Here is a 17,599-nt window from a genome sequence, read left to right as displayed (position 1 = left end):
GCCGTGGCGCTGGTCCGGGCCAGGGCACACCGCAGGCGGCTCCTGGACCACGCCCGCCGGCTCGAAGCCACCCCGCCCGACTGATTCGCCGCTTCGCCCGACCGGGCGTCGGGTGGACGTTTCCGGACGGACCGACCCTGGGTACTGGATCCGACAACCGAGCACCAACGACGGCCCGCCGCCCTCCGGGGTGGCCCGTCCGATCAGAAGGGCCACGGAAGATGACTTTCTGCCGACCCCGTACGACCGGCTCCGTCCGCAACGAGGGTGGGGTGCGCCGATGAGCGCCGTGACGAACCCGGCGACCGTGGCCGAGTGCCTGCGGGTCGGTGCCGGATTCTCGCAGGGTGACCGGGAGTGGATCGCCGAGCAGTTCGGCACCCTCGACACGCGCCTGGCCACCTTCCACGCCGATGCCACCGAGCTGGAGGTGTCGGTGAAGGACCGGGAGGCCCGGGGACAGCGGGTGACCCTGGAGTGCTGGATCGCCGGTCGGCAGAAGATCGTCACCACCTCCAGCGAGATCGACTTGCGGGCCGCCCTCAACGACGTCCGCGACGACCTGCGTCGCAAGCTCAACGACTCCAAGACCCGTCAGGAGCCCCGCAACAACAAGCACCTGCGGGACGTTCCGGTCGTGGCCGAGCCGGTCGACCTGCCCGAGGTCGACCAGCCCCGCGCCCAGGCGGAGACCGTCTGAGGCGTACCAACTGTGGTTCCTCGCCCCCGGCACCGGTTCCCCCGGTCGCCGGGGGCGCTGCGTCGCGGGTGGCGACCGCCACGAGGGCTACCGCCGGGTACGACCACGGGCGTACCGTCACGGTCGTGGAACCGGACGTGTTGGGACCGCCGTACGAGCGGCACACGATCGACCTGGGCACCGACGACGAGGGGCCGGTGGTCGCCACCCTGGTCCGCCGCCGGGCCGACCGCCCGACCAGCCGCGCCGTCCTCTACGTGCACGGCTTCGTCGACTACTTCTTCCAGACCCACGTCGCCGACTTCTTCGTCGCCCGGGGTTGGGACTTCTACGCCCTCGACCTGCGCAAGTACGGCCGGAGCCTGCTCCCCCACCAGACCCCGAACTTCTGCCGGCACCTCGCCGACTACTTCCCCGAACTGGACGCCGCCGCGAAGGTCGTGCGCGACGAGGACGGGCACTCGACGATCCTCGCCATGGGCCACTCCACCGGCGGGCTGATCCTCTCCCTGTGGGCGCACGCCCGACGTGACGCGGGCCTGATCGACGGTCTCGTCCTGAACAGCCCCTTCTTCGACCTCAACGCCCCCTGGCTGGTCCGTCGACCCCTCGCGGCGGCCGTCGCCCACCTGGGCCGGCGCTCGCCGCACCGTGTCCTCCCCCTCACCCTCGGCACCGTGTACGGCGAGAGCCTGCACGCCGACCACCGGGGCGAGTGGCGCTACGACCTGGCCTGGAAGCCGCTGCGCGGATTCCCGGTCAGACTGGGGTGGTTGAACGCCGTCCGGACCGCCCAACGACGACTGCGCAAGGGCCTGGCCATCCCGGTGCCCGTCCTGCTGGCCTGCTCCACCCGCAGCTACCGGGGCCTACGCTGGAACGACACGGCAGCCCTCGCCGACACCGTCCTGGACGTCGAGCACATGGTCCGGTGGGCCCCCCGCCTCGGCCGACACGTCACAGTGGTCCGCTTCGACGGTGCCCTGCACGACCTGACCCTCTCCGGTCCGCCCGTCCGTGAGCAGGTCTTCGCCGAGGTCGGACGCTGGGCCGAGGGGTTTCTCGGCACCGGCCCCACCACCACGACGGGCAACCCGGCGGTACCGGCCGCCCGCACCCCGTCGGAGGACACCGACCCCGCCGAGATCACCGCTCGGGACTGCTGAACGGACCCGCCACCCCGGCGGCGACCTGCCGTCCCGATCGGGGCCGCCCCCGTTCCACCCACCGTCCGGGGGACGGCGGTACCCTCTTGGCGCGACACACAGCGGGCGCCCGTAGCTCAGCGGATAGAGCAGGGGACTTCTAATCCCAAGGCCGCAGGTTCGAATCCTGCCGGGCGCGCCCTCCACTCGTCGTCATGAGGTCACGATCGCCACGACCGGAAGTCGCCTCACAGCCATGGGAGTCCAATCTCGTCTCGACGAGCCCCTGGTCGACATCGTGGATCACGCATCGCTACCCCGATAGACACTCAGACGTTCGGCCAGGATCAATGGATGAAGGGGTCTTCCGAACCGGCGATCGGGCTCCGAACGTGACGAATGCTCACTCCCTGCCTTACGCTCCGCATGTCGCGAATCACTCTCAGCGCTGTCAAGTCTGGTCTACCCTGACCGATGGAGGTACAGTCTTGTCTGTACTCGACCGCTCGACCTGCGAAGACTGTGGACGCACCTGCTTCCACCAAGGAGGGCGATTGATGATCGAGGCAGCGAGGGCACCGGACGGCAACTCCCTGGCCGACGCATTCCTTATGGACATGGCGCGGACCAGCAAGGGCATATCACGGCTCGCGGATGTGGCGATGCGCTTCGAGGACTTTGCCCGAACCGGAGACCTCGAGATCCCCCGAGAACTGAACGAGCTGGTCGAGGATCTCTGGGAGATAAAGGTCCAGAAAGTCCGTCTGCCGTTCTTCTGGCTCCAGAAACCGTTCGACAGTACGGCGGTGCGCCTCACCCATGGTTTCATGAAGGGCACCGAAAAGACCCCCCGTAAGGAAATATATCGAGCCATGTGGGTACGGAAGGCGGACCTGGAGCAATGAGCTACCTCTACGATCGGCTGACCGCCACGAGACAGGGTTCCCGCGCACTTTCGGCTGCTCGACTTCGCTATCAGGTACTCAAGGCCCTCCATCGCGCACTTGCGAACTCCGGATCGACTCAATCGGAGCTCGCCGCACGACTCGGGGTGCGGAAGTCGGCCGTCAACCAGGTACTGCGCGGTGACGGCAATGTTCGCGTCTCGACGCTTGGCGAATACCTGCACGAACTCGGTGTGGAACTCTCGATCGAAACTCTTCCGCTCGGCACTCAACGCGCATCGGCGGAGGCAGAGATGAGCAGGCAGAGGCTTCGGCGCGCGACCTTACGACCCGAACCGGCGCGGCAATCCGCCACGACATGCAATTTCGACCAACTCGACTGGCACACCGGACCGGCACACAAGGTGCTGATCTCGGCAGGAAACAAGGGATAGACATGAATGCGGGCGAAGATGCCGGGCACCATGACACCGTCTCGGCGCTCAAGGAGCGGTTAGAGCTCGGGAACGTCTTCTTCCAGTCCTTCTCCGGCGAGTCCAAAAAACTGGGGAACCTTTCTGAGTTCGCTGTGGAGCTGGGCACTTCTCACGCCCTGGTCGACGACCACCTCCTCTACCGTTTCAACGTCGAGTGCAAACTCCTTGGCGGATCTACGGACAGCGCCGATGGGCGGCCCGAGTACGGCAGCATCCAACTCCGACTGGTGTGCGAGTTCACTAATGCGAAGGGCCTGTCAGCATCCACGGAGACGATTGAGGAGTTCGGTGATTCGGTCGCACTGAACGTCGCTCACCCGTACATCCGGGAGGCGATAAGCTCGATCGTGGTACGCCTCGGCTTTCCGGCTCTGACGATAGGCATGTTCAGCTCGCCAGGGGCGCCGAGAACCGTTTCAGGTAGGCGTACGCCTCAATGAGGACGAACACCCCGCAGGCTCGACCACTGACAGAGGTACTGCACGGTCAGCGGAGTTGGACGGCCTTCAGGGTGGGAAAGTCGTACCAGGTGACGTCGAAGGACTCGGTGCGCTCCGGGACCGTCGGGTAGATCGCCCAGGTGCTCACCTCCCGGCCCGCCGCGATGCTGAAGAACTCCCCCGCGCGCTCCTTGATGCACCAGGTGTCCATCGGGTGCACGGCCCGCCCGTCGGAGAGGGTGACCTCCGAGGAGGTCAGGTCGATCTCGGCGGTCGGGCAGCTCACCGGCCAGGACGACGCCGAGTTGTTGCGGTAGGTCAGGTTCAGCCGGAGCCGACCGTCGACGACCTCCGCGCTGACCAGGGTGACGGTCAGCGCGGACTGGTCGTACATCACCCGGTCGATCCGGTACGTCCCGTTGGCGAGGTCCCCCGGCGGGATGTCGGCCTCGGGGGTACGCGACACCGGGGTCGGGGACTCAGCCGGGCGGGGGGACGACGACTCGGCAGGGTCGGCGTCGGGGGTTGCCGAGCCGGTCAGGCTCGGGTCGCCGGTGGACTCGACGGAGCGTGATCCGAGGCGGTCTGCCAGGTATTCGCCGCCGACCGTCCCGAAGACGGCGAAGACGGCGGTCACCGCGACCACGGCGGCCAGGAGACCGAGATGCTTCTTCTGCACGTTGACTCCTCCCTGGTACCGGCGGCACCGTAGCACCCTCGTCCAAGGGTCTCGGGTCAGCTCGATCGGGCGGCGATGATCTGTTCCCGCAGGATGTCGGCGTGTCCGCAGTGGTGGGCGAGCTCCCGCAGGACGTGGTGCAGGATCCACCGGACGGCCATCGGGCCGAGCCGGTGCCCGGTGACGACGGCGTCGAGGTCCAGGTCGGCCAGGGCCGCCACGGAGGAGGCGCAGGCCGCCCGGTGTGCCTCCCGGACCGCCGCGATGGTGTCGGTGTCGTCGAACAGGTAGGAGTCGTCGACCTTCGCGGGAAGCCCCATCCGGACCCGGGACACTCCGGTCACCGCCTCGCCGAACCAGACCCGCTCGACGTACGTGACGTGTTTGACCAGCCCGAGCAGGGTCGTCCGGGACGGGACCAGGCGTCGGCGGGCCTCCTCCTCGGTGAGCCCGTCGAGGCACTGGTTGAGCAGCCGACGGTGGGCGTCGAGGAAGGCGGTCAGCTGGGTCCGCTCGTCGGCGGTCAGGGTGACGTGCGGATCCAGCGTGAACACGTCCGCCGGATCGATCGGGTTCGCCATGTCCGGTGAGCCTAGCGAAGCCCCGACCGTCCCACCGTCCCCCGACACCCGACGACCGCCCCGAGGACCCCGGAGGCAGGTGGCCCCCGGAGGGGCCACTCAGCTCCAAGATCTCCGTCAGCCGCGACACGTCACGGCAGCGGCGACACATCAGGTCAGCCGCGACACGTCAGGTCAGGGGCGACACATAGGGTCAGTCGGCGGCGCGGGGTTCGATGCCGAGCTGGGCGCAGGCCTCCCGGTACATCCGGACGACCTCGTGGCGGATCTCGGCCCGTTCGGTGAGCCGGTGGGCGAAGGGGATCCGGACCGGGACCTCGATGTCGTCGACGGTGACCGCGAAATCCATCCCCTCGGCGTCCAGCCCGGTGGCCCGGGCCCGGGTCGCGTTCGGACACCCGCCGAGGGTGCGGGCGATCAGCAGCGAGTCCTCGGCGTGGTCGTCGTTCATGTGCCGACTGACCGCGGCGACCACCTCGGGGCCGAACGGCTGGCCGGTCACGCCGCCGCCTCCGTGTCCTCGACGGCGCGGTCGGCGGGTACGTGCCGGGCCAGGTCGGCGAAGACCGCCGTGTTGTGTCGGTACGCCACGAGCACCTCCTCCAGCAGGGCGGCCTCGGCGGGCTCGCTCAGCGGCAGCGCGTCCAACCGGGCCCGGTAGGCGTCCTTGTACACCTTCGGGCGGGGGATCCGGTCGAACCGGTAGAACGCTACCCCCTCATCGTCTGTCAGTCCGTAGGCGCGGGCAACAGAACGTCCGATGTGGATGCCGCCGGAGAGGTCACCGAGGTACCGGGTGTAGTGGTGGGCGATGAAACGCTCGGGCGAGTCGGCGCAGACCTCGCGGATCCGGTCGGCGTACGCCACGGTCGCCGGGGTGGGGGTGGTCCGGGTGGCCCAGTCGTCACCGACGAGGTGCTCCAGGTCGGCGACGAGTGCGGGCAGCCGGGTCAGCGCCTCGTCGACGAAGGGACCGGCCAGCGGGTCGTCGCGCAGCTGGTCGCCGACGGACTCCAGGGCGGCGTAGATGGTGTGGTGCTGCACCACCAGGGCGGTGTAGCCCGCCAGTTCGAGGTCCCCGGACACCAGCGCGGAGACGTACCGCTGGGACTCGGCGTCCTGGTGCGCCTCCTGGGTGGCGGCGCGCAGCCGGGCCGAGAACGGAACGTCGGTCGTACTCATCGGTTCTCCAATGGGTGAGGCTGGCGGCGGGGGACGACCAGCGGAAGGTTGGTGCGCGGGTGGGGCACGACCTCGATGTCGTGCCGGTACACCTCGGTCAGCAGGGGTGCGGTGAGCACCTCGGCGGGTGGGCCGGCGGCCCGGATCCGACCGTCGGCGAGCAGGGTGACCAGGTCCGCGTACGCGGCGGCCAGGGCCAGGTCGTGCAGGACGACGACGACGGCGTCCCCGGCGTCGGCGCGGTCCCGGGCGATCCGCATCACCAACTCCTGGTGGTGCAGGTCCAGGGCGGCGGTGGGCTCGTCGAGCAGGAGCACCGACGCCTGTTGGGCGAGGACCCGGGCCAGGGCGGCGCGGGCCTGCTCCCCGCCGGAGAGCGACGGGTACGTCCGGGCGGCGAACCGGGCGATGTCGCAGCGGGCCATCGTCTCGGCCACCACGACGTCGTCGTGCTCCTCCTCGGGACGCCCGGTCCAGGGGGCGCGTCCCATCCGTACCACCTCCTCGACGACGAAGGGGAAGCTCAGGGTGCTGCTCTGGGTCAAGACCGCCCGGCGCATCGCCAACTCCACCGGCGACCAGTCGGCCTGGGCTCGACCGTCCACCTCGATGGTGCCGCCCGCGACGGGCAGGTCACCACTGATCGCGGCGAGCAGAGTGGATTTCCCGGCGCCGTTGGGGCCGACCAGGGCGTGTAGTTCACCGGCGCGGACCCGTAGGTCGACCTGGTCCAGGACCGGTCGGCCGGCGCGTTCCACACGCAGCCCGACGGCCTCGATCCGGGTGGTGCCGGGGGGCACCGGTCCGGGTACCCGCAGCGCCTGTCGGCGGCCCAGCGCACGGAGTCGCCTGCGGCGGTTGCGGGTGGGTGCGGTCGGTTGTCGGTTGGTCATCGCCAACCACCAGCCCGGTCGCGGGTGCGACGCAGCAGCCAGAAGAAGGCCGGCCCGCCGACGACCGCGGTGAGCACCCCGAGCGGGAGTTCCTGGTGTTCGACGAGGGTACGGGCGGCCAGGTCGGCGACGATCACCACTATCGCTCCGCCGAGGGCGCTGGCCGGCAGGAGCACCCGGTGGCCGGGACCGGCGACCATGCGTACCAGGTGTGGCACCACCAGGCCGATGAAGCTGATGATGCCGGTGAAGGCGACGGCGGCGGCGCCGAGCAGCGCTGTCACCACGATCATGCGGATCCGGAGCCGTTCCACGTCCACCCCGAGGTGGCGGGCGGAGCGTTCGCCGAGGGCGAGCAGGTCGAGCCGCCGGGCGTCGACGAGGGCGGCGGCGAGGCCGACCAGCAGGCAGGGGGTGGCCAGGGTGACCGCCGACCAGTTGGCCTGGGCGAGGCTGCCCAGGTTCCAGAAGGCGATGGCCTGCACCCCGGACTCGTCGGCGACGAACATGAGCAGCCCGATCACCGCCCCGGCGACGGCGTTGACCGCCACGCCGGTCAGGACCAGGGTCACCACCTCGGTCCGGCCGTTCGAGCGGGCCAGCAGGTAGACCAGGTAGGTGGTGACGAGTCCACCGGCGAAGGCGGCGGCCGGGACGGTCCATCCGCCGAGGACGGTGACGCCGGTGACGATGGCCGTGGCCGCGCCGACGGCGGCCCCGGCGGAGACTCCGATCACCCCGGGTTCGGCCAGCGGGTTGCCGAACACGCCCTGCATGACGGCCCCGGCGCAGCCGAGCGCGGCACCGACCACGGCGGCGAGGACGACCCGGGGGAACCGGACGACCCAGAGGGCGTTCTCCCCCTGCGGGGCGGCGGGCAACGCGCCCCACTCCAGCCCGAGTCGGTGCAGGATCGAGCCGAGCACCTCGGCCGGGGAGGTCTGCACCTGTCCCCGTCCGGCGGCCACCAGGGCGACGAGCACCAGGGCGATGCCGAGCCCGACGAGCAACAGCCGACCTGTCGCGGCCCGGTGACCGCCGCTCGGGGCGGCGGTCACCGGTGTCGTCGCGCCGGGACGGGTGTCCACACCGGTCACGACGCCGCCCCGCAGGAGTGCACGGCGTCGGAGAGGGCCTGGACGACCTTGCCGGAGCGGGTGCCGAAGGTGAGCAGGACCCCGTCGTCCATGTCGACGATCCGGCGGTTCTCCCCGGCGGGGGTCTGGCCGACACCGGGGAGCTTCAGCAGGCCGTCGACCCCGCCGACGGAGGCCAGTCCGCTACTCATCACCAACAGCACGTCGGGTGCCGCGTTGATCAGACCTTCACTGGTGAGGGGTCGGAACTTGGCCAGCCCGATGGCGGTGCCCGCGTCCACGCCACCGGCGGCCTCGATCATCGCGTCGGAGCCGGCGCCCTTACCGCCGATCAGGTAGACGCCGGCGGTGCCGCGCAGGTAGAGGAAGGCGATCCGGGGGGCCGCCGCGCCCTGCGGGACGCCGCGTCTGGCCTCGGCGAGGTCCGCCTCGACCCGGGCGACCAGTTCCTCCCCGGCCGGGGCCACTCCGAGCGCCGCCGCGACGGCGCGCACGTGCGCGGGTACGGCCGCCAGGGTCTGCTCGGACTCGATCAGGACGACCGGGATGCCGGCGGTACGCAGCTGGTTGAGCACCTCGGGTGGCCCGATGCTGTCGTCGGCGAGGACCACCGTCGGGTCGAGGGCGAGGACCGCCTCGGCGGCGAGGTCGTGCCCGGCCGGGGTGACCACCGGCAGGCCGGCTGCGGCCGGGAAGGTGGTGGAGGTGTCCCGCCCGACGACGTTTCCGCCGAGGCCGAGGCTGAACACGATCTCGGCGATCGACCCGTACATGTTGACGGGCAGGATCCGGCTGGTGTCGGTGACCGTGACGGTGCGCCCGTCGGCGGAGGTGACGGTGGCCGGCAGGGTCGGGGTGGGCGGCGGGTCGAGGGCTGTGACGTCGGTGTCGGTCAGGGCGGCGGTGACCGGACCACAGTCGGCTGCCGGTGCCGTGCCGGAGGCGGTCCCCCCGGCGGGCGCGGAGCAGCCGACGAGCAGGCCGGTCAGCAGCAGGACGACCGGCCCGAGGGCACGTCGGGTCACCGGGTCACCCGCCGTCGGCGTCGACGCGCCCCGGCCAGGGCGGTGATCAGCAGGATCGGCACCACCGGAGCAACAAGCCACCAGCGGTTGATCTCGGTGGCGGCGCTGACCCGGGTGACCTGCGGCTGGGTGGCGTCGGGGGCGACGGGGTCACCCGGTGCCGCCTCGGCGGCCGGCGTACCGGCGGGGCCTGTCGGGTCCGTCTCAGCAGCAGCGGTGGGGGTGGGGGCGGGGGCGGCGCCCGGGTCGCCGCCGCCGGTGGTGCCGGAACCCCCGGCGGTGACACCCGCGCCGCCGGGGCCGCCGGCCGGGGCGGTGTTCGCGGGGGCCGGGTTCGCCGGGGCGGTGCTACGGCTGGGAGCGGGAGCGGCGGCGAAGGTCACCGGCACCCGGACGTCCTGGGTACGGTCGGCGGGGCGGGTGTGGTCCGCCCTGGTGGCCACCACGCACCGGCGGGTGGTGCAGTCGACGTCACCGATGGTGGGGGTGACGTTCAGGGTCAGCCTGAAGGAGCCGCCGGAGCCGTACGGCTTGGCCAGCCCTTCGGCGTAGCTGGGCGGGTTCGACGAGATCCAGTGTGAGGCGCCGAGGCTGCCGCTGGTGTCGGCCCCTCCCCCACAGGGTGAGGGGGTCTTCCCGGCCCCGTTGTCCACACAGAACGCGACGTAGACGCCCTTGGTGGTGTCGTACCCGCTGCCGGTGACGGTGACCGTGGCCCCGGTCCGGGCGACGCCGGTGCTCGGCGTCGCGGTGAGGGTCTGCCCTTCGGGACCGCGCGCGGTGCCGGCGTGTGCGGGTTGCCCGGCAACAAGAACACTCAGAGTAACCAAGGCTGCGGTCAGGATGGCGCGACGCACTGCTCGCATCAGGCTCCCCACGTGACGATATCGGCCGGCTGCTCCACCGACCGTAGCTAAGGTTTGCCTAACCTAAATGACAGATTCGCTGTTCACAAGGGGTTCTTCGGACCAAGATCTTCAACCCGCCGGACGGATGCGGAGATGGTTAGGTTTGCCTAACCTCATGCACTGTCCGTAGTAGGTTCCACGAAGGGATTGAGCATGGTCCGATCCAGAGCCGGTAGCGCTTGGCGCCGGTCGATGCGCTTCGCGGCCGTCGCCGCACTCGGCGCATCTGCCGCACTCGTGGCCGCCAGCCCCGCCTCGGCAGCTCCCGCCGACATCACCGCAGGCAGCCTGACCTGGGGTTTCAAGGCGTCGTTCCGCGCGTACGTCAACACCGGCAACGGGAATCCGCCGATCGCGGCCAGCAACGGTGCCACCATCAACTCCAACGGGACGTTCACCTTCCCGTCGAAGGGCGGCACCCACGACCCCGCCACCGGGGCGGCCAGCGCCCAGTACGGCGGGGCCGTCACCTTCTCGTACCCGGGGCACTTCTTCACCATCAAGCTGGCCAACCCGACGGTGGTCGTCAGCGGTGGAGCCACCTCGCTGAAGGCCGATGTGGACCTCACCACGACGGCCGCCGAGCCGGTGTCGGTGACCCAGGCCACAGTGGCCACCCTCACGGGCACCCCCGGTGGCTCGGGAACGGTGACCGGCAGCAACCTCGCGGCGGTCCTGACCACCGAGGGGGCCTCGGCCTTCAACGGGTTCTACGCCGCCGGTGACTCGCTGGACCCCGTCTCCTTCACCTTCAGCACCTCCGGTGACGGCGGAAACGACGGCGGCGGCGAGGAGCCGGCCGGTCCGGCGGTCAGCGTCTCCCCGGCCACCGGGCTGGACCCGGCCGGGGCGACCATCACCGTCGAGGGCAGCGGCTTCGACGCCAACGGCAACAACGGCTTCGGGGTCTACGCCGCCTTCGGCCCGAAGGTCGACGACCACTGGCTGAACTCGGCCGTCCTCAAGCCGGTCAAGTGGGTCAGCCGGACCAACCAGCCCACCGAGGCCCGCGACCGGCTCAACGCCGACGGCACCTTCCGGACCACACTGCCGATCGCCGCCGTCTACACCGACGGCAACGGCGACACCGTGGACTGCACCAGGGTCCAGTGCTACGTCGTCACCTTCGCCGCGCACGGCTCGCCCGACCGGAGCCAGGACACCTTCACCCCGGTCACCTTCGCCACCCCCGGCGGCGGCGACCCGGGCACCGGTAACCCGGGTGGCGGCGACACCGACCAGCAGATCACCGCCACCGTCAAGGGCGGACCGCTGACCCTCGGGGTAGCCGGTTCGACAGTGGCCCTGCCGGCGGTCAGCAACGGTGAGGTGGCCAGCGGCGCCCTGAACGAGGCGACCGTCTCGGACCTGCGGGGCACCAACGCCGGTTGGAGCCTGGTGGGTCAGGTCTCCGACTTCTCCTCCACCGGCGGCGGGACCATCGCGGCGGACAACCTCGGCTGGGTGCCGAGTGCGGCTGCCGTGCAGGACCCCCTCGCCGGTACCTCCGGTGTGGTCACCCCCGGTGCCCCCGCCAACCCCGGTGCGGGCCTCGGCGGGGCCCGGGCCCTGTGCACCTCCGCCACCGGGGCGAGCAACGGCACCTTCACCTGTGGTGCCCAGCTCAACCTCGGGGTCCCGGCCTCCGCTGCGGCCGGTGACTACAGCGCGACCCTCACCCTGACCCTCTCCTGAGTCAGGCGGGTCACCGGTGGGGCGGGGGTCCTCCCCCGCCCCACCGGCCCGTACCTCCCCTCCTGCCACCCTTTCTCCCGGAGCCCGGCCATGTCCCTGCGTACCGCCCTGTCCCGGACTCTCGCCGCACCGCCGGTGCAGCGGGTCGCCGCGCCCCGGGCCGCCCGGTCCCGTACCGCGGTCGCCCTGCTCGGGCTCCTGCTCCTGGCACCCCTGGCCGGGCCGGGCGCGGCCCTCGCCGCCCCCACCCCGAGCCCCTCCGGAAGCATCCCGGCTGCGGCCCCCGACGCCTCGGCCGGTGCCCGCTGGGCGGTGCAGCCCTCCAGCGCCAAGGGGCCCACCGGGCGGAACTACTTCATCTACGACCTCGCCCCCGGCGACGCCCTCACCGACCACGTCGGGGTCAGCAACCTCAGCGACCGGCCGCTCACCTTCGAGGTGTACGGCACCGACGCCTACACCACCGCCGACGGCGCATTCGCCCTGCTCCCCGCCGCCCAGACCGCCACCGACGTGGGCTCCTGGGTGCAGTTCGAGCAGCGGCGGTGGACCGTGGAGCCGGGCAGGCGGGCCGACATCCCCTTCCGGCTGACGGTGCCCGCCAACGCCACCCCCGGTGACCACGCCGGCGGGGTGATCGGGTCCATCGCCCAGGCCCGCACCACACAGGACGGGCAGCGGGTCCTCGTCGACCAGCGCCTCGCCGCCCGGATCTACCTGCGGGTGGCCGGGGAGGTGCAGCCGGCCGTGACAGTCGAGTCGGTCACCGTCGCCTACGACAACCCGATCAACCCCCTCGGTGGGGGCGACGCCGAGGTCACGTACACGCTGCGTAACAGCGGCAACATCCGGGTCACCGGGACCGGCGCCGTCACCCTGGCCGGGCCCTTCGGTTGGGAGCTGGCCCGCACCGAACCCGTCGAGCTGCCGGAGCTGCTCCCCGGGGCCACCTTCACGGTGACCGAACGGATCACCGGGGTCCCCCCGGCCCTGCGGCTCACCGCCGAGGTGGACGTCAGGGCGGCCACAGTAGATGCTCCCCTGCCCCCGGTCCTACGGGCGGCGGCCGTCTGGGCACCCCCGTGGCTGCTGCTGGCCCTGCTCACCGCCCTGCTGGGTTGGTTCGGGGTGCGGTGGTGGCGCCGCCGTCGCGCGAAGGCCACCCCGGGTCCGACCACCACCCCCACCACCGGCTCAGGCCCCGCCGCCGACTCAAGCCCCACCGCCGGCTCAGGCCCGGTTGCCGACTCAGGACCAGCCGCCGGCTCAAGCTCCACCGCCGGCTCCGGACCGGCCTTCTCGGGTGACCGAGCGTCGGGAGGCGGCGGCGCGTGAGCCGGACCGCCGCCCTGCTGGCCGCACTGCTCCTTGCCGCGCCGGCACCCGCCCCCGCACCCTCCGCCGACCCCTCCCCGGGGACGGCCACCGAGCCCCGCATCCAGCTGCCCGAGGGCACCCTCCGGGTCGGAGACCAGGTACTGGTCACACTGAGCGGCTGGCCCGCCGGCACGGTTCAGGTGGAGGTCTGCGGCAACGCCGGCCGTCGGGGTGCCCTCGACTGCGCCGCCGACGGAGCCACCCCCGGGCAGGTACCCGTGTCGGGCGCCGCCACCCTGCCCATGGTGCTGACCGCCCCACCGGTGGCCTGCCCCTGCCTGCTGCGGGCCCGTACCCCGACCGGCACCGCCGCCGCCACCCTGGACCTGCCGCTGACCGGGGTCACCGCGCCCGCCGTCACGGCCGAGACCCGCCCCGAGGGGCTGAACCTGGTCGCCCTGGACGCCGCCGACCGGTCGGGTCCGGGTGGCTGGTTCGGCCTGCCCGGGGAACTGACTGTGCAACTGCGCCTGCACAATCCGGGCTCGGTCGACGTCGTCGACCCCCCGTTCTCGCTGCTCGTCGGTCCCCCCGACCGGGTCCGTACGATCGTCGCGGCCCCGGCGCTCGGCACGGTCGCGGCGGGGCAGACCCGCGACTACTCGTTCACGGTGCCGGTCGACGTCGCCACCCTCGGGCGGTACGAGGTACACGGCCGGATCGAGCCACCCGGTCCACCAGTGGTCTTCGCCGTGGAGGACACCCGACACCCGTGGGGTCTGCTCGCTGTCGTCGGGCTCCTGCTGCTCCCGCTGGTCGCCCGACTCCGCCGCCGACCCGCGCCCGGGTCCGCCCCCGCCGAGCCCGCCCGACCCTCGCGGATCAGCTGACCTGCCCGTCGACGGCCACCTGACGGGCGGCCCCGTGTCGAGCCGCCAACTCCCGACGCAGCCGGCCGACGCCGGGGCTGACCCCCAGCAACGGCACCGTCAGCTGGACCCGGGTGGAGCTGCCCCGGCTCACCCGGGGCCACTGCCACCTGCTGCTCTCCGGCCGGGTGTTGCCGTTCTCGGTGAGTTCGACGACAAGCTTCCTGTCCAGCCGTCCCCGCACCCGCACCTCGGCCAGATCTGTCCAGTCGACGGCCACCGGCTCACCGCCGGGCCCGATCAACCGGAGGCCCCTGCCGTCGAGCACCAGGGGCAACCCAGCGGCCCCGCGCAGTCGTCGCCGACCGGCGACGGTGATCCCCAGCAGTGTGGACAGGTAGAACAGCGAACCCGTCCAGTCGGCACCGAACACCAGAGTCAGGAGCAGGACGGTCAGGCCCCAGGCGCCCAGGAGGAACAGCAGGATGCTGGCGACGACCCGTCGGCGTGATCGACGGAAACGGACCTCGGTCGGCGCACCCAGGGAGTCCATCGTGGACCAATGCCCGACCCACCCGTCCGGCAAACCGTCGGGCCGGGTGGGCCGTTCGGCCACCCGTACGACGACACCGGTCCGGTGTCGTATGCTGCGCCGGCTTCTTCGCGGGTGATTTCGGGGGTCCACATGCGACGACTGCTCGCCTCCGTCGCGTCGGTGGTGCTGGTGACGGTGCTTCTCGCGGGTTGTGGCGTCGCCGGTGACCTGGACCGGGACCTGACCGACGGCTGGGGTTCGCTCGGCACGGCGCAGCCGTTCACCCCCCGGGCCGGGGAGTGCCATCCCGACGCCGAACCGCTCGGACACCTGAGCACCTACCGACCGGTCGACTGCGCCCTGGCGCATCTGGTGGAGACCTTCCACGTCGGCACCTTCACCGGGGAACCGGCGGGTCGGGCGGTCCCGCCCCGGGTCGGATCGGCGGCGATGCGGCCCGCCTTCACCGAGTGTGACCGCAGGGCCGGGGAGTTCGTCGGCGGCGACTGGCGGGACAGCCGGTTGTCGGTTCAGGTCACTGCGCCGTCGCCCCGGGGGTGGGCGGGTGGCAGCCGCTGGTTCCGCTGCGACCTGTTCGTCCTCGACGAGGTCGGAGGGCTGAACGGGGCCAGCGACCGGGCGGTCCAGCACTTCGGCACCCTCCGGTCGGTGCTGTCGCGCGACTCCCCGCTGCGGCTCACCTGTTTCGACGAGGACGAGGGTTCCCGGCTGCGTCCCGAGCCCTGCGCCGGGCCACACCGATTCGAGTACGTGGGCACCTGGACCACCTCGGAGCGACAGTGGACCAGGGCGGCCCACGACGAGGAGGCCCTGCACGCCCGATGCCGGGAGATGATCGCCGAGTACGCCGGGGTGCCGGTGGACGAGCGACTGCGGTACCGCACGGGGTCGGCGTTCCGGTTACCGTCGCGGGAGGCCTGGTCGCGGGGGGACCGGGGGGTGCGTTGCTTCTACTGGTCCGGGGGTCGCCCGTTGAGCGACTCGATCCGGGCGGGTGGCACGGCGGTGCTCCCGGTCAACTGAGCAGACGTCGACCGGAAGCGAAACCCAGGTGTCGGTGTCGGTGTTTCCGAGGGCCAAACAGCCACGTACGGTGGGTAATCAGGAGTAACCCCCCGTGCTATTCTCCGACGTCGATCTGCACCTACGTACCCGGATCGGGTCGTTTGCCACAGAAGGACGCCCCGATGTCGGCCGCATCCGTGCCACCCGCACCCGCCCCGTCACCGGCACTCGACACTCCGGCCGGGAGCGCACTGAACCTGATCTTCACCACCCTCCCGGCCCTGCTCCGGCTGACCTGCGGGCTGGCGGGTGCGGCGGTGGCCCTGTCGGTGCGTACCCCGCCGGTGCGGGTGCCGCTGCTCCTTGTCGTCGTCGTGGTCCTGACCGCGTGGTCGGTCTGGTACGCCGTACGCGCCCTCCGCCGGGGCATCGACGGCCCGCTGGTGCTCGGTGACGTCACCTTGACCACTGCGACCTGCCTGCTGATCCCCTGGCTGGTGGCGCCGGAGGTGCTGCCCGGTGAGGGCAGCTGGGTGGCGGTCCTGGCCAGCACCACGGTCATCAACGCCCAGGCCAGCACGGCGGCCCGCCTGTCGATCCCGGCCGGGCTGCTGGTCACCGCCGGGTACGCCACCGGGGCCACCTGGGCCGGGCAGCCCGGGGAGGCCCGGGCACACGTGGCGACCCTGCTGGTCCAGATCACCTGCACGGCGATGATGGCCACCCTGATGCGACGACGGATCGGCCGGGCCGACCGGACCTTCGGCGACTACCAGCGGGTCCGCCGGGAGGCGGTGGTGGCCAGGACCGCCCGGGAGGTGGAGCGTCGCCACAACCGGGACCTGCACGACACGGTCCTCGCCACTCTCACCATTGTCGGTCTCGGGGCGGTCCCGAAGGGGTCACCGGCGTTGCGCGAGCGGTGCGCGGACGACCTGCGTACCCTCTCCGGGGCGGTGGAACCGACGGGCGGCGCGGGGGCCGACCGGGACGACCCGCCACGCGGCCGGGACGACAGGGCATCCGGCCTGGACGACCGGTTGCGGGGCCTGCTCGGCCGACTGCCCGAACTGTCGGTGACCGCCCGGCTCTCGCCCTGCCGGGTGCCGCCGGAGGTCGCCGAGGCGCTCACCGCGAGCACCTGGGCGGCGCTGTCGAACGTGGCCCGGCACGCACCGGCCGCCCGGACCACCCTGTCGCTGACCCCCACCACCGAGGGAGCCGTGGTCGAGGTCGCCGACGACGGCCCCGGATTCGACCCGGCCGAGGTCCCGGTCCACAGGTACGGGCTGCGCGAGTCGGTACGCGGACGCACCGAGTCGGTCGGCGGCCGGGTCGAGGTGCACAGCCGCCCCGGATCGGGCACCCGGATCCGCCTGGAGTGGCCGGATGTCGGCTGACCCGTACGCGATCGCGGCACCGACCGACGCCGGGGACCGTCGCCGCCCGCCCCGCCCCCCGATGGGCCGCCCCGGGGAGCCCCGAACCGACCTTCCGGTGCCCGGGCCGGGCCACCCCCACCGGTCGGATCCGGCGGGACCGGGCCGGGCCGGTGCCGGGATCGGACGGGCCTCGGAGCGGGGTGGACGGTTGGTGGCAGTCGCCATCGCGGCGGCGTGGCACGTGGCGATCGGACTCCCGGCCGTCCTGTCCGGTTGGTCCACGTTGACAGCACCGCTGGTGGTCGGCGGGGGCTGGCTGGTCGCTGCCGGGGCGGGAGCCTTCGCCGCCGGTCGACTGCTGACCGGGGGGACCCTGCCGGTACGCCGGTTGGCGGTCCTGCTGCTCGCCCTCGACGTGGCGGTCTTCGCCGCCTCCGGGTCGACGCACCTGTTCACCACGGCGAACTGGGTGTGGAGCACCCTCGGCTGGTTCTTCGTGCTGGTCTGCTGGGGGCGTCCGGTGACCGGGCTGGCCGTCCTGCTCGGCGCCCACTCGGCGGTGGCCCTCGGCGCGCTGCTCGCCTACGGTGCCACCGAACCGGCCGACCTCGCCCGGTACGCGATGTACGCCTACGGCACGGCGTCGCTGCCGCTGGCGATCTCCTTCGGTAGTGCGACGATCACCTCGCTGGCCCGGGAACGGGCCGAGGCCGCCGCCGCCGCGCTCGCCGCCACCGCCGAGCG

Annotated in this window: 19 protein-coding genes, 1 tRNA gene and 1 pseudogene; 12 read left to right on the top strand and 9 right to left on the bottom strand. The window is 72.1% G+C overall.

The window, feature by feature from the left end; genetic code table 11:
* The first annotated feature begins 280 nt into the window (after positions 1–280).
* The 6 genes from ABT336_RS22915 to ABT336_RS22890 all read left to right on the top strand — a co-directional run bounded on the left by ABT336_RS22915 (position 281) and on the right by ABT336_RS22890 (position 3,666).
* On the top strand, positions 281–700 hold the full coding sequence (locus ABT336_RS22915) for an HPF/RaiA family ribosome-associated protein (protein ID WP_350898899.1): 420 nt from the start codon (positions 281–283) through the stop codon (positions 698–700).
* A 125-nt stretch (positions 701–825) separates the two neighbouring features.
* Positions 826–1,866 carry an alpha/beta hydrolase gene (locus tag ABT336_RS22910; RefSeq protein ID WP_350898897.1) on the top strand — a complete coding sequence of 347 codons (1,041 nt, stop codon included), beginning with the start codon at positions 826–828 and terminating at the stop codon, positions 1,864–1,866.
* 105 nt (positions 1,867–1,971) lie between these two features.
* A tRNA-Arg gene (locus tag ABT336_RS22905) sits at positions 1,972–2,044 on the top strand.
* A gap of 358 nt (positions 2,045–2,402) precedes the next feature.
* Positions 2,403–2,750, top strand: a complete 348-nt coding sequence (locus tag ABT336_RS22900) for a type II toxin-antitoxin system RelE/ParE family toxin (protein WP_350898895.1) — start codon at positions 2,403–2,405, stop codon at positions 2,748–2,750.
* A complete protein-coding gene (locus ABT336_RS22895) occupies positions 2,747–3,184 on the top strand; it encodes a helix-turn-helix domain-containing protein (RefSeq protein ID WP_350898893.1) in 438 nt (145 codons plus the stop codon). The genes ABT336_RS22900 and ABT336_RS22895 overlap by 4 nt, the downstream gene beginning before the upstream one ends.
* A 2-nt stretch (positions 3,185–3,186) precedes the next feature.
* The gene (locus tag ABT336_RS22890; protein ID WP_350898891.1) at positions 3,187–3,666 is read left to right on the top strand and encodes a hypothetical protein; all 480 of its coding nucleotides are present in this window, start codon (positions 3,187–3,189) and stop codon (positions 3,664–3,666) included.
* Positions 3,667–3,712: 46 nt separating this feature from the next.
* Here ABT336_RS22890 and ABT336_RS22885 read toward each other — a convergent pair whose 3' ends face one another.
* The 8 genes from ABT336_RS22885 to ABT336_RS22850 all read right to left on the bottom strand — a co-directional run bounded on the left by ABT336_RS22885 (position 3,713) and on the right by ABT336_RS22850 (position 9,989).
* Positions 3,713–4,345 (bottom strand): hypothetical protein, encoded by a 633-nt coding sequence (locus ABT336_RS22885; RefSeq protein WP_350898889.1) that lies wholly within the window; start codon positions 4,343–4,345, stop codon positions 3,713–3,715.
* 56 nt (positions 4,346–4,401) lie between these two features.
* On the bottom strand, positions 4,402–4,926 hold the full coding sequence (locus ABT336_RS22880; RefSeq protein WP_350898887.1) for a DinB family protein: 525 nt from the start codon (positions 4,924–4,926) through the stop codon (positions 4,402–4,404).
* 193 nt (positions 4,927–5,119) lie between these two features.
* Positions 5,120–5,428: a DUF2470 domain-containing protein gene (locus tag ABT336_RS22875; protein ID WP_350898885.1), complete on the bottom strand. Its 309-nt coding sequence runs from the start codon at positions 5,426–5,428 to the stop codon at positions 5,120–5,122.
* Positions 5,425–6,108, bottom strand: coding sequence for a biliverdin-producing heme oxygenase (locus ABT336_RS22870; protein WP_350898883.1), 684 nt, complete (start codon positions 6,106–6,108; stop codon positions 5,425–5,427). Before ABT336_RS22870 ends, ABT336_RS22875 begins: the two co-directional genes overlap by 4 nt.
* A complete protein-coding gene (locus ABT336_RS22865; protein WP_350898881.1) occupies positions 6,105–7,001 on the bottom strand; it encodes a heme ABC transporter ATP-binding protein in 897 nt (298 codons plus the stop codon). The genes ABT336_RS22870 and ABT336_RS22865 overlap by 4 nt, the downstream gene beginning before the upstream one ends.
* Positions 6,998–8,098 carry a FecCD family ABC transporter permease gene (locus ABT336_RS22860; RefSeq protein ID WP_350898879.1) on the bottom strand — a complete coding sequence of 367 codons (1,101 nt, stop codon included), beginning with the start codon at positions 8,096–8,098 and terminating at the stop codon, positions 6,998–7,000. Before ABT336_RS22860 ends, ABT336_RS22865 begins: the two co-directional genes overlap by 4 nt.
* On the bottom strand, positions 8,095–9,123 hold the full coding sequence (locus tag ABT336_RS22855) for a heme/hemin ABC transporter substrate-binding protein (RefSeq protein WP_350898878.1): 1,029 nt from the start codon (positions 9,121–9,123) through the stop codon (positions 8,095–8,097). Before ABT336_RS22855 ends, ABT336_RS22860 begins: the two co-directional genes overlap by 4 nt.
* The gene (locus ABT336_RS22850; RefSeq protein WP_350898876.1) at positions 9,120–9,989 is read right to left on the bottom strand and encodes a neocarzinostatin apoprotein domain-containing protein; all 870 of its coding nucleotides are present in this window, start codon (positions 9,987–9,989) and stop codon (positions 9,120–9,122) included. The genes ABT336_RS22855 and ABT336_RS22850 overlap by 4 nt, the downstream gene beginning before the upstream one ends.
* Before the next feature lie 234 nt (positions 9,990–10,223).
* Here ABT336_RS22850 and ABT336_RS22845 point away from each other — a divergent pair, with 234 nt between their 5' ends.
* From ABT336_RS22845 to ABT336_RS22835, 3 genes are all read left to right on the top strand, one after another.
* Complete coding sequence (locus ABT336_RS22845) at positions 10,224–11,726, top strand: HtaA domain-containing protein (protein WP_350898874.1); 1,503 nt, start codon at positions 10,224–10,226, stop codon at positions 11,724–11,726.
* A gap of 90 nt (positions 11,727–11,816) precedes the next feature.
* Positions 11,817–13,061 (top strand): WxL protein peptidoglycan domain-containing protein, encoded by a 1,245-nt coding sequence (locus ABT336_RS22840; protein WP_350898872.1) that lies wholly within the window; start codon positions 11,817–11,819, stop codon positions 13,059–13,061.
* The gene (locus ABT336_RS22835) at positions 13,058–13,933 is read left to right on the top strand and encodes a hypothetical protein (RefSeq protein WP_350898870.1); all 876 of its coding nucleotides are present in this window, start codon (positions 13,058–13,060) and stop codon (positions 13,931–13,933) included. Before ABT336_RS22840 ends, ABT336_RS22835 begins: the two co-directional genes overlap by 4 nt.
* On the opposite strand, the gene ABT336_RS22830 is transcribed toward ABT336_RS22835, so the two are convergent.
* Positions 13,926–14,465 carry a hypothetical protein gene (locus ABT336_RS22830; RefSeq protein WP_350898868.1) on the bottom strand — a complete coding sequence of 180 codons (540 nt, stop codon included), beginning with the start codon at positions 14,463–14,465 and terminating at the stop codon, positions 13,926–13,928. The two genes, ABT336_RS22835 and ABT336_RS22830, sit on opposite strands and share 8 nt — an antisense overlap.
* 132 nt (positions 14,466–14,597) lie before the next feature.
* On the opposite strand from ABT336_RS22830, the gene ABT336_RS22825 reads away from it, so the two are divergent.
* The 3 genes and pseudogenes from ABT336_RS22825 to ABT336_RS22815 all read left to right on the top strand — a co-directional run.
* Positions 14,598–15,491: a septum formation family protein gene (locus ABT336_RS22825; protein ID WP_350898866.1), complete on the top strand. Its 894-nt coding sequence runs from the start codon at positions 14,598–14,600 to the stop codon at positions 15,489–15,491.
* Between the two features lie 164 nt (positions 15,492–15,655).
* Positions 15,656–16,873, top strand: a complete 1,218-nt coding sequence (locus tag ABT336_RS22820) for a sensor histidine kinase (protein ID WP_350898864.1) — start codon at positions 15,656–15,658, stop codon at positions 16,871–16,873.
* Positions 16,863–17,599 (top strand): annotated as a pseudogene (locus ABT336_RS22815) (hypothetical protein); the annotation flags it as partial. The gene ABT336_RS22820 and the pseudogene ABT336_RS22815, both read left to right, overlap by 11 nt.

It is taken from the genome of Micromonospora sp. NPDC000207, assembly GCF_040300925.1.
Classification (GTDB): domain Bacteria; phylum Actinomycetota; class Actinomycetes; order Mycobacteriales; family Micromonosporaceae; genus Micromonospora.
The sequence above is the reverse complement of the archived record's forward strand: the minus strand, read 5'-3'. Positions and strand labels throughout refer to the sequence as shown.